Genomic DNA, 11,003 nt, shown 5'->3' on the forward strand with positions numbered 1-11,003 from the left:
AGGTCAGGCACCCCGGCGCCGCGTTGTCAGTGGTCTCCCCTAAAGTTCCCGTCACTTGATCGACGAAGTGACGGGGAGGCACCTGTGGGGTGGGTGAGCGCGGGCGACTACGAGGTCGCGCTGGACGCGGGGAAGGTCGTGTGCCGCAACGCGGCCGGGCGGCGGCTGAAATCGGTGCCGGCCAAACTCGCCGACGAGCCCGCGGTGGTGGGCCTGCGTCAGCTCGCCGAGTGGCTCCAGCGGCACGAACGGCAGTGCCTGACCGACGTGGAGCGCTGGATGGTGCGCTCCCTTCCGGTGCCGCTCGCGGTGATCGCCCGGGTGTGGCCGGACCCGGCCTGGCAGGCGGCGCTGCGCGACCTGGTGGTCACCGGGCCGGACGGTGAGGTCGCCGGGTTCCTGCGGGACGCCGACACCGAGCGCGGACTCGGTCTCGTCGATCTCGACGGCGACACCGTGCGCATCAGCCCCGACCTGGTGCGCATCCCCCACCCGGTGCTGCTGGAGGACCTGGAGGAACTGCGGGAGTTCGCCGTCGAACTCGGCGTCGAGCAGCGCGCCCAGCAGCTGTTCCGCGAGGTGTGGCACCGCCCGGAGAACCTCGGCGCGGACGCCACCTCCGTCGACGAGTACGCGGGCGGTGTCTTCAAGGAACTGCGGTTCCTGGCCGGACGGGTCACCCAGCTCGGTTACCGGGTGCGCGGCGGCGACGCCGTGTGCGCGCTGCGCGAGGACGGGCGCGCGATCGAGGCCCGCGTCTGGATCGGCGACTACGAGACCTACATGGAGACCGAGACCGGCCCGCTCACCTGGACGGACGACGCCGGGAAGATCCTGAGGCTCGGTCAGGTCGGGCCGGTGTCCTGGTCGGAGGGCATGCGCATGGCGGCCGCGCTGTACGCGGGACGCGACATCGAGGACGAGGAGAAGGCCGCGTGACCACCTACGACGAAACCACCGCGGCCGCCCTGCTGGACGCGGGCGCGATCCTCCCGCCGGGCGCCACCTCCCGCGAGGACGCCGACACCCTCACCGTCCGCACGTACACCCACCCCGCCCTGGACGAGCGGCCGGTCGTCCGGCTGGTGCCGGGCACGCTCGGCGAGGCGGAGGATCTGGCCCTGGAGTTCCTGGGGCTCGGCCGGGACCCGGAGGCGCCCGAGGTCGGGCAGGTGCGGCGGGAGACGCTCGGCTTCCCCGCCTGGGCACTGGTCCACGACCCGGCCAACGGCCACCACGCGCTCGCCCTGGTCAAGGACGTGGAACGGCTCTCCCGGCAGGCCAAGTCCCGCCCCGGCGCGGCCAAGGACGGCTTCGAGGAGCTGGGCGAGCGGCTCGGCCGTGCCGTCCCGCACTTCCTGCCGACGTTCTACGAGCAGGCCGCGCGGGTCTTCCTCCAGCACGAGAACACCACGTACGCGGCGGCCTTCTTCGGCAAGGCGCGCGAGGCCGAGCGGGTGCACGCGCTGACCGTGGACGAGGAGCGGCAGCGTGCGGTGTTCCTGGAGTTCGCCTTCGCGGGGGCGCTGACCGTCAAGGCGCTCAAGGAGCACGTGAAGGCCCTGTCCCAGCGGCTCGACCCGGCCGAGGCGTGGGCGCAGTACCGGCAGTTGACGGTGGAGCGGTGCGCGGCGGGCATGCCGCCGTACGCCTCGCTGCCGCAGGACGCCCGCGGCCTGATCAAGGCGGCCGGTCTGAACCGGGTGGCCGAGGAGTGCGCGCTGGTCGCGGACCTGATCGCCTCCCCGGCGGCGGTGCGCGCGCCCGCGTCCTTCTGGAACACCTATCGCGCCACCCTCGCCGTGCTCGCCAAGGAGCGCCCGGAGACGCGCGTCCGGCTGCTGGAGATCATGCCGTCCGGGCTCGGACGCTCCGTCGAGGACGACGAGTTCTGGCTGGCGCTGCTCGCGGAGACCGGCGCGGACCGGCTGCTGACCGGTGAGGACGAGGGGCCGGTCGACGCGGCGGACTGGCTGAGCCGGTGGGCCACGTACCGCAAGCACGGCGCCGCTTCCGCCAAGCGCTCCCCCGCCACGCTCGCGCTGGTGGAGCGGATGGCACCGCGGCTGCGCGCGGACGGACGGCCGGTCGACCTGTTCGTCGGCCGTTGGCACGCAGGCGCCGATCTGGACCTGCTCGACCTGTGCGCGGCCGAGGGCGTCCCGCTGTCGGTCCCCGACCGGGACACCCCCGTCCATCTGGATCTCGACCGCTGGCTGGGCGAGAGCCGGGGACGCCGGGACCTGGTGGCCACCGCCGCCGACCCGCGACTGCGGCGCCTGATCTACGAGGAGCTCGGCAGCCTCGGCCGGGGCCAGGTGCCCCAGTACCGGCAGGAACAGATCGCCGAGCATCCGGTGCTGAGCGGAGTGCTGCGGGAGTGGATCGCCGACCGGGCCGAGGAGTACACCCGCGCGACCGGGCTGCCCGCCGTCAACGCGGCCCTGGACCGGCTGCGCATCTACCGCTCGGTCGCCGCCCAGGTCCACGGCGAGGCCGTGGCGAGGGTCACCGCCCACGACCTCGCCCCGCTGCTGGGCCGCACCCTGCGCACGGGCATCATGGCCGAGCTGGGCTGGCCCGCCCTGGACGAGGCGTTCACCCGGCTCGGCCCCGAGGTCCTGCCCAAGGGACAGCGCAATCATCTGCTCGTCACCGAGGCATGGCCCGCCCTGATCCTCTGCCGGGGCAACAAGGCGGTCGTCGTCGGCCCGGACAGCGTGCTGCTCGAACACGAGCTGCGCGTGCCGGTCCCGCTGGACCAGTGGAACCGCCCGCGCTTCCGCTACACCGACGGCGAGCTGCTGGTGATGTGGCAGCAGGACGGGAAGGAGCACGGCTACTGGTCGTCCCGGCCGTCCGAGGTGTTCACCGTGAGCGGTGAACACGTGGGCTACTGGTACGGCAATCAGCTCGACGCCCCCTCGGTCCCGCTGCCCGGCGGCGGCCGGGCCACCGGTGGCCGCACGCTCCACGCGGGCGACACCGTCCTGCCCCCGAACCGCCCGGTGCTGAGCGACGGCACCACGCTGTGGCGCCAGGGGCGGGACGGCATCCGGCAGGTGTGGCTGGAGTACGACCCGGCGACCGGTGCCCACGGCCGCGCCTCGCTGCCCGCGTTCCTGCGGTCCGGCATCTGTGAGGGCGCCACGCTCGACCAGCATCTGTGCGAGGTGCTGCCGCTCCAGCCCGGTCTGGAGAACACCCCGTTCGGCACCGACGGCACCGTCCTCGGCCGCTGGGTGCGCACCGCGGCCGAGGACGAGCGGGTGACGACCGCCGGAACGCCGGACGGCCGTACGGTCACCCTGCGCGCCAAGGGCGTTCCGCTCGGCGCGCTGCGGCTGCCCGGCGGCGCCGAGCCCGTTGTCGCGCAGGTCGGCTCGCACATCGCCCTGTTCGCCGCCGACGACACCTCGGACGGCGCTCAGCTCACCCGCGTCACCACGGGCGAACAGCACGGCGAGTTCGACAAGGAGTTGCCGTATCTGCCCCCGCCGGCGTTCTGGCACGCGCTGCGGCCCCGCGACGAGCGGGGCTCGGCGGCCCTGCGCGCCCTGAGCGACGAGCGCGCGGCCGAGCTGCTGCGGGTCGGCGCCGCCGCGGTGGCCGAGTACCACGCGCAGGTCGCCGCCACCAAGTCGTTCGAGGGGAAGGCCAAGATTCCCAGCACGCCGAGGTTCGTCCTGACGGCTGTCCGCAAGGCGCTGCCGGAAGTGACCGACGAGCGGCTGCTCATCGGTGTCACGGTGGAGGTCCGTGCCGCGCAGCACATCATCGAGCAGGCCGCCGCCTTCACGAAGCGGCCCGCCGAGCAGCAGCCCGCGACCCGGAAGCAGCCGGTGCGGGAGATGTTCGCCGACTATCGCCCGCGGCACGGCGACGACCGCACCCTGCTCGACGCGGCGGACGGGCTGGCCCGGATGTGGGGCGGCTGGGGCGGCAAGGACCAGTGGAGCGCGCTGCGCCAGATCCGCGCGGTGAACCACGTTCTGTCCGGGCTCCCCGCCGAGGGCCCCGCGCTGACCGCCGAGCACAAGGCGTCCGCCGGCGACGGCTGGATCAGCGACGGGCACACGATCCCGCGTATGGGCCCGACTTGGCCGTCGCTGCTCGACGCGGTCCGGCCGCTCGCCTACCGGGCCGCTCTGCCCGCGGTGTCCGACGAGCACCGCGAAGCGCTGGTGCTGCTGTTCGAGGCGTTCGCCGAGGGGCATCTCGCCAAGGGGGAGAACCTGCGCGAGGTCGTCCTCGGCGAGCCGCACGACAATCAGCAGCGGACCGGGCAGGTACTGCGCCGCGACGGGCGCACGGTCGTCGTGCTCGGCTGCCAGAACATCGACAACGCCAAGGGCCGGGTCAACTGGCTGGCCCTGGACCACGACCCGTCCGGCGCGTTCGGTGCCGTCGCCCACTTCACCCTGGAGCAGGAGAAGCGGTTCGCGCGGGCCTTCCCCGACGACGGGCTCGCCGCCCTGGCCCGGCTGATCCGGGACAAGGGCGCCGCGCCCTGGCGGCCCGAGGCGATCGGGGCGTTCGCCGCCGGGACCGGGGGCGGACTGGGCCCGCTCCAGGCGGGCGTGCTGCTGGCCGCGCTGCCGCAGGACCGCGACCGGGCGCTGGAGCTGCTGGGGCTGAAGCCTCGTCAACTCGACCGGGCGAACGGCATGCTGGGCTCGCTCGACCAGCAGGACCGGGCGGCACTGCTGTCCGCCCTGCTGCCCGCCGAACCCGCCGACCTGTGGTCCACCGGCCCCGACGTGGCGGCCGCGAGCCGGGGGTGGGCCGAACGGTTCGGCTCGGTCGTGCGGATCCCCGAGGAGCTCTCGGACGACCTGGCGGGGCTGCCCGTGCAGTCCGCCGACGCGGTCCTCAACCCCGCCCGCACCCGCTGGATCAGCGGCACCACGGCCCTGTGCCACGACAAGGACGGCAACCTGGCCGAGGAGGACCCGGCGGCCGCGGTCGGCGGGCATCTGCTGTCCAACGCGGTCGACGCGCTGGTCTCCCTCGCCTACGCCCTGCCGTACGGGCACCGGTTGCGCGCCGTCCTGCCGGAGGGGCTGGCCGCGCTGCGCCGCCGGATCGCCGACCCGCAACTGTTGCTCACGGTCGGCGCCGAGTGGACCGAGAAGGGCCGCCAAACCGCCCTGGAGTTGCGCACAATGTACGGCCTCGCGGAGTCCGGCGGCGGCGACGAACTCGGCCTGGTCCGGCTCAGCGAGACGCTGGTCCTGCGGCCCTGGTACCGCGACCGGGAGTCGCCGGTGATCCGCACGGCCGCCCTCACCGGCCCGGACGACCCGGTGTTCGGGCTCCTCCAAGGGCTAGCGGGTCCGCTGCGCGCCGGTCTCGACGGACTGCGGGCGCTGCTCGCCGACGATCTCACCCGTACGGTGACCGCGGGCCTCGACCCCGAGGGACCCACCGGTTACGCCCAGGACCCGACGTCCGTCGTGCCGGACCTGGTCCGCGAGGTCGCCGCGGACCGGGGGCTGAGCGAGGACGCGGCGGCGCTGTACCTGCAGTTGCTGGCGCTGCCCGATCCGACGGACCGCAACTGCGCCCGCTGGACCGGCTGGAAGCCCGCGCGGCTGAAGAAGGCCCGGGCCGAGCTGGCGGCGACCGACCTGGTCGTCGAGGCCAAGCGGGCCCGCGCGGGACGCACCCTGTTCCTGCCCGGCCCCTGGCGTGACCTGAAGGGCTCCGCGCTGCCGATCGAGGCGTGGAAGGAGGGCCTGTTCCCGGTCCCCGGCAACGCGCGCGCCGTCCCGCACCTGCCGCTGCCCGAACTGTTCGCCCGCGCCTGGAAGCGCATCCAGGACGGCGACAGCCCGGCCTACGAGGAACTCGTCACGCGCGCCACCCGGAAGGGCCGCCGCCGATGACGACCGCCCCTGCCTCCGTCCCCTCCGACCGACCGGAAGAACCACCGACGATGACCACCGCCGCACCGGCCCGCCAGATCGTCCCGCCGGAGGATCTGTACGCCACCGAACTGGCCTTCCTCGCCGCCTACGACGACGGCCCCCGCCCGCCCGCCTGGCGGCTCACACCGCGCGCCGTCGTCACGTTCGTGATGGGCAGCGGCGGGCAGCCGCTGAAGCTGCCCGACTCCGCCGAGGCACCGGAAGGGGTGCCTCGGCGGCTGGAGGTGTCGGCGAAGTTCGTCGGCGACCGCGCGCTGGTCGAGCGGTGCGTCGTCACCCTGGCCGGAGAGCGCGGACTGCTGCTGGTCGGTGAGCCCGGCACCGCCAAGTCCATGCTCTCGGAGCTGCTGTCGGCCGCGGTGTGCGGCACCAGCGGCCTGGTCGTGCAGGGCACCGCGGGCACCACCGAGGACCAGCTCAAGTACGGCTGGAACTACGCCCTGTTGCTGGCCCAGGGACCGAGCCGGCAGGCCCTGGTGCCGTCGCCGGTGCTGACCGCCATGAGCCGCGGCGCCATCGCCCGGGTCGAGGAGGTCACCCGCTGTCTGCCCGAGGTGCAGGACTCGCTGGTGTCGCTGCTGTCCGAGCGGCGGATCGCGATTCCGGAACTGGCGGGCGGTCAGGAGTCGTTGGCGCACGCCGCGCCCGGCTTCAACCTCATCGCCACCGCCAACCTGCGCGACAAGGGCGTCTCGGAGATGTCGGCCGCGCTCAAGCGCCGCTTCAACTTCGAGACGGTCGGCCCGATCGCGGACCTCGACGCCGAGACCGCGCTGGTGCGCAGCCAGGCCCGCGCCTCGGTGGAGCGGGCCGGTGCCGCCTTCAAGGTCGACGACGCGGTACTGGAGGCGCTGGTGACCGCGTTCCGGGACCTGCGCGAGGGCCGGTCCGCGGAGGGCTGGGAGGTCGAGCGGCCGTCCACCGTGATGAGCACGGCGGAGGCGGTGTCCGTGGCGGGCGCCCTGGGCCTGGCCACCGCGTACTTCCCGGGCGACCACGACGTGCTCGGACTGCTGCCCGGCCATCTGCTCGGCGTGGTCCGCAAGGACGACCCGGCCGACGCGGCCCGGCTGCGCGGCTACTGGGACGGCCCGGTCCGGCGCCGCGCCGAGCAGGGCTCCGCGACCTGGCGCACCCTGTGGGACCTGCGCACGGTGCTGGAGGACTGACGCCGTGTCCCTCTCCCCCGACGAGGCCGTGACGGCCCTCACCGACCCGGCCGCGCCGTACCTCATCGGCGTACGGCACCACGCGCCCTCCCTGGCCGCGGCCGTGCCCGCGCTCCTGGAGGCGGCCGAGCCCGATGTGCTGCTGGTGGAGCTGCCCGCGGAGATGCAGGAGTGGCTGCCGTGGCTGGGCCACGCCGAGACCCGGGCGCCGGTCGCTCTCGCGGCGGCGCCCACGGGCCAGGAGACGGCCGCCGGACCGGCGTTCTACCCGTTCGCCGACTTCTCGCCCGAGCTGGCGGCGGTGCGCTGGGCGGACCGGCACGGGGTGCCGGTCGTCGCGTGCGATCTGCCGCTGGCGGACCGCGCGTGGGCCGAGGGACGGACGGCGGCACGGTCGGCATCCGTGGGCCCCGGGATCGCCGACGCGCTGCGCGCCCGGCTCACCGGCCGCCCGGGGGACGATCTGTGGGACCGGCTCGTGGAGGCCACCGCCCCGGGCTCCCCGCCCGAGGCGCTGCGCCGGGCGGCGCTGCTCACGGGCTGGGCGCTGCGCGAGGACGCGACGGCCTGCGGGGGCGTGCCCGAGCTGGATCTGCGGCGCGAGCGGTGGATGCGGGCGCGGATCGCGGAGGCCATCGCGCGGGGGGAGCGAGCGGCGGTGGTCGTGGGGGCGTTCCACGCTCCGGCACTGTTGTCGGGGGACACCGAGGTCGAGACGGTCGCGGGCACGCACTGGACCACCTCCCTGATTCCCTACGCCTACTCGCTGCTGGACGAACGCTCCGGGTATCCGGCGGGCATCCGCGACCCCGAGTGGCAGCACCTGGTACTGGAGGCGGGCGGGGAGCCGGACGCTCTGGAGGAGGCGCTGACGCGGGCGGCGGTGCGGGTGTGTGCCGAGCTGCGGTCGCTCGGACATCCGTCGGGGCCCGCCGACGCGCGGGAGATCAGCCGTCTCGCCGGTGATCTGGCCCGGCTGCGGGGGCTGCCCGCGGCGGGGCGCGGAGAGCTGGTCGAGGCGGTGCAGACGGTCCTCGCGCAGGGCGAACCGTACGGCAGGGGGCGGGCGGTGGCCCGCGCGATGGAGCGGGTGCTCGTCGGCACCCGGGTCGGGCGGCCCGCGCCGGGCGCGCCCCGCAGCGGCCTCGCCCCGGCGGTGGAGGCCGAGGTCGCGGCGCTCGGTCTGCCGGGGCCGGACGACGGGGCGGCACGGGATCTGCGGCTCGATCCGCTGCGGTCGGACCTGGACCGGCGGCGCGAGCTGCTGATGCGGCGTCTGACGGTGTGCCGGGTGCCGTACGGGCAGGCCCAGGAGGTGACCGGGGCGGGCGGCACCGAGGCGCTGACCTCGCGCTGGGAGGTGCGCTGGACCCCGGCGACGGCGGCGATGCTGACCGCGGCCGGGGTGCGCGGGGTCACCGCCGCGCAGGCCGCCGAGGGCGTGCTGCGGGAGCGGCGGCGGGCGGAGCTGGACGACGGCGGGTGTACCGCCGAGCAGGTGCTGCGGGGCCTGCGGGAGGCGGCGGAGTGCGGTCTGCCCGCGCTCGCGGACGAGCGGCTCGCCGATGTCGCCGACGTGCTGCCGAACTCCGGCACCCTGCCCGAACTCCTCGCCGGGCTCGCCCTGTTGGACCGGGTGCGGGCCGGACACATCGCCGGGCTCGGGGTCGAGAAGGACCGCGGCGCACGGGCCGTCGCGGTGGCCGAACTGCTGACGTCCGCCGCGGTGCGCCAGGTGGACGGGCTGACCGGGTCCGAGGACCCTTCCGACGCCCACGCCCTGCTCGAACTCGCGCACCGCGCCGACCTGTTGGGCGGTATCCGGCTGACCGACGCGCTCGCCCGGCTCGCCGCCGACGGCTCGCCGCTGATGCGGGGCGCCGCCGGGGCGGTGCGGGTGCTGCTCGGGCACGAGGCGCCGGAGGCGCTGGGCGGCCGGATCGCCTCCTGGGTGGACTCGGCGACCGGCCCCGAGGCGCGGTCGGCGCTGGCCGCCCGGCTCGCGGGCGTGCTGACCGCGGCCGGGCCGCTGCTGGAGTCGGCGCCGGCCGCGCTGGAGCCGCTGCTGGGCCGGGTGGTGGAGCTGGCGGACCGGGCCTTCCTGGACCGGCTGCCCGCGCTGCGCGGGGGCTTCGACACCCTCAGTCCGGCCGCCCGCGAACGGCTGCTCTCCACGGTGGAGGACCGTCTGGGCGGCGGGCGCCACGTGACCGACACCGGCGATGTGGATCCCGTCGCGCTGGCCACCTGGACCCGCGCCGACCTGGCGGCGCGGGCGGACCTGGACCGGCTGGGGCTGCTGCCGTCGCCGCGCGGCGCGTCCGCGGAGCCCGAAGCGCCCAGGCCCGTACCGGACCTGCCGGACCGGCAGCTGTCCCCCGCCGATCGCTGGCGGCTGGTTCTGGGGCGGCGGCAGGACCGGCTTCCGCCGTCGGCCGCCGGGTTGGCGACCGCGCTGGACGAGTTGTACGGCTCCGGGCGCGGCGAGGGCAGCCGGGGCGGGCTGCCCGGTTCGGGCGGCGGCCGCGAGGCGCCGTATCCCGGTGTGCGGGAGTGGTCGGAGGAACTGGCCGCGCTGTTCGGGCCGGGGATCCGGGAGGAAGTGCTGGCCGCGGCCGCTGCCGAGGGCCGTACCGATGTGCTCGCCGAGCTGGACCCGCAGAGCGTGCGGCCCTCGGTGGACCTGCTGCGGACGGTGCTCCGGCACGCCGGAGGGCTGCCCGAGGCGCGGCTGGCCGCGCTGCGGCCGCTGGTGCGGCGTCTGGTGGACGAGCTGACACGGGAGCTGGCCACCCGGCTGCGGCCCGCCCTGCACGGCACCGCGCTCCCCCGGCCGAGCCGCCGTCCGGGCGGCGGCCTGGACCTGCCGCGCACCCTGCGCGCCAACCTGGCCACCGCGCGACGCGGGGAGGACGGGCGGGTCGTGGTCATTCCGGAGCGGCCGGTGTTCCGCACCCGGGCCAAACGGGCGGCGGAGTGGCGGCTGATCCTGGTCACGGACGTGTCCGGGTCGATGGAGGCGTCCACGGTGTGGGCGGCGCTGACGGCCTCCGTGCTGGCAGGGGTGCCGACGCTGTCCACGCACTTCCTCGCCTTCTCCACGAAGGTCGTCGACCTCACCGACCACGTCGACGACCCGCTGTCGCTGCTGCTGGAGGTCAGGGTCGGAGGCGGCACGCACATCGCGGCGGGGCTGCGGCACGCGCGTGAGCTGGTGACGGTGCCGTCGCGCACGCTCGTGGTGGTGGTCAGCGACTTCGAGGAGGGCTACCCCGTCGGCGGGCTCCTCGCCGAGGTGCGCGCCCTGGTCGGGGCGGGCTGTCAGGTGCTGGGCTGCGCGAGCCTCGACGACGCGGGCCGGCCCCGCTACTCCACCGGCGTCGCGGGACAGCTCGTCGCCGCGGGCATGCCGGTGGCCGCCCTCAGTCCGCTCGAACTCGCCCGCTGGGTAGGAGAGAAGATCGCATGAGCCCGGTCCTTCCGCCGGTCGCCCCGGAGGTGACCGCTGAGCTGGTCGGGGCCCTGTCGCCCCGGCTGCGCAAGCGCCTCGACGCGGGAGTCGCCAAGCTGTCCGGGCGTCCCGTGGTGGTGGACGGTGACACCGTGCGCCTCGCCGTGGACGACGACACCGACCTCGAACTGCACGCTCCGGGCGGGGTGGTGACCAGCGCGGACGCGATCCGCTGCGGGTGCCTGCTGGCGCCGGACTGTCTGCACCGGGCGGCTGCCGCCTCGGCGGCGCCGGTGGCGTCGGTGGCGGAGTCGGATCCGGAGTCCGCCGAGGATGCCGCTCCGGACGCGACGCCCGATGAGCGGGCCTCCGCGGAGGAACCGGAGCTCCAGGAGGCGGCGTCCGCCGAGCAGCTCGCCGCCGCGCGTGCCCTGTACGACGCCGCCGCGGCCG

General features: G+C 75.5%; 4 protein-coding genes and 1 pseudogene. All 5 read left to right on the plus strand.

Annotated features, from left to right (window positions below; translation table 11 throughout):
• The first annotated feature begins 84 nt into the window (after positions 1-84).
• Positions 85-939: a DUF4132 domain-containing protein gene (locus GA0115233_RS07870; protein WP_093719379.1), complete on the plus strand. Its 855-nt coding sequence runs from the start codon at positions 85-87 to the stop codon at positions 937-939.
• Positions 936-5,888, plus strand: a complete 4,953-nt coding sequence (locus GA0115233_RS07875) for a hypothetical protein (RefSeq protein ID WP_093719380.1) — start codon at positions 936-938, stop codon at positions 5,886-5,888. The genes GA0115233_RS07870 and GA0115233_RS07875 overlap by 4 nt, the downstream gene beginning before the upstream one ends.
• Before the next feature lie 50 nt (positions 5,889-5,938).
• Positions 5,939-7,099 (plus strand): ATP-binding protein, encoded by a 1,161-nt coding sequence (locus GA0115233_RS07880; protein ID WP_093719381.1) that lies wholly within the window; start codon positions 5,939-5,941, stop codon positions 7,097-7,099.
• A 4-nt stretch (positions 7,100-7,103) separates the two neighbouring features.
• The gene (locus GA0115233_RS07885; RefSeq protein ID WP_093719382.1) at positions 7,104-10,568 is read left to right on the plus strand and encodes a vWA domain-containing protein; all 3,465 of its coding nucleotides are present in this window, start codon (positions 7,104-7,106) and stop codon (positions 10,566-10,568) included.
• A pseudogene (locus tag GA0115233_RS40920) lies at positions 10,565-11,003 on the plus strand (SWIM zinc finger family protein); the annotation flags it as partial. The gene GA0115233_RS07885 and the pseudogene GA0115233_RS40920, both read left to right, overlap by 4 nt.

Origin of the sequence: Streptomyces sp. DI166, from assembly GCF_900091315.1 — a bacterium.
GTDB classification, from domain to species: domain Bacteria; phylum Actinomycetota; class Actinomycetes; order Streptomycetales; family Streptomycetaceae; genus Streptomyces; species Streptomyces fuscus.

Coding starts and splice junctions, on each gene's coding strand:
- GA0115233_RS07880 (WP_093719381.1), top strand. CDS start 5,939: ATGACCACCGCCGCACCGGCCCGCCAGATCGTCCCGCCGGAGGATCTG.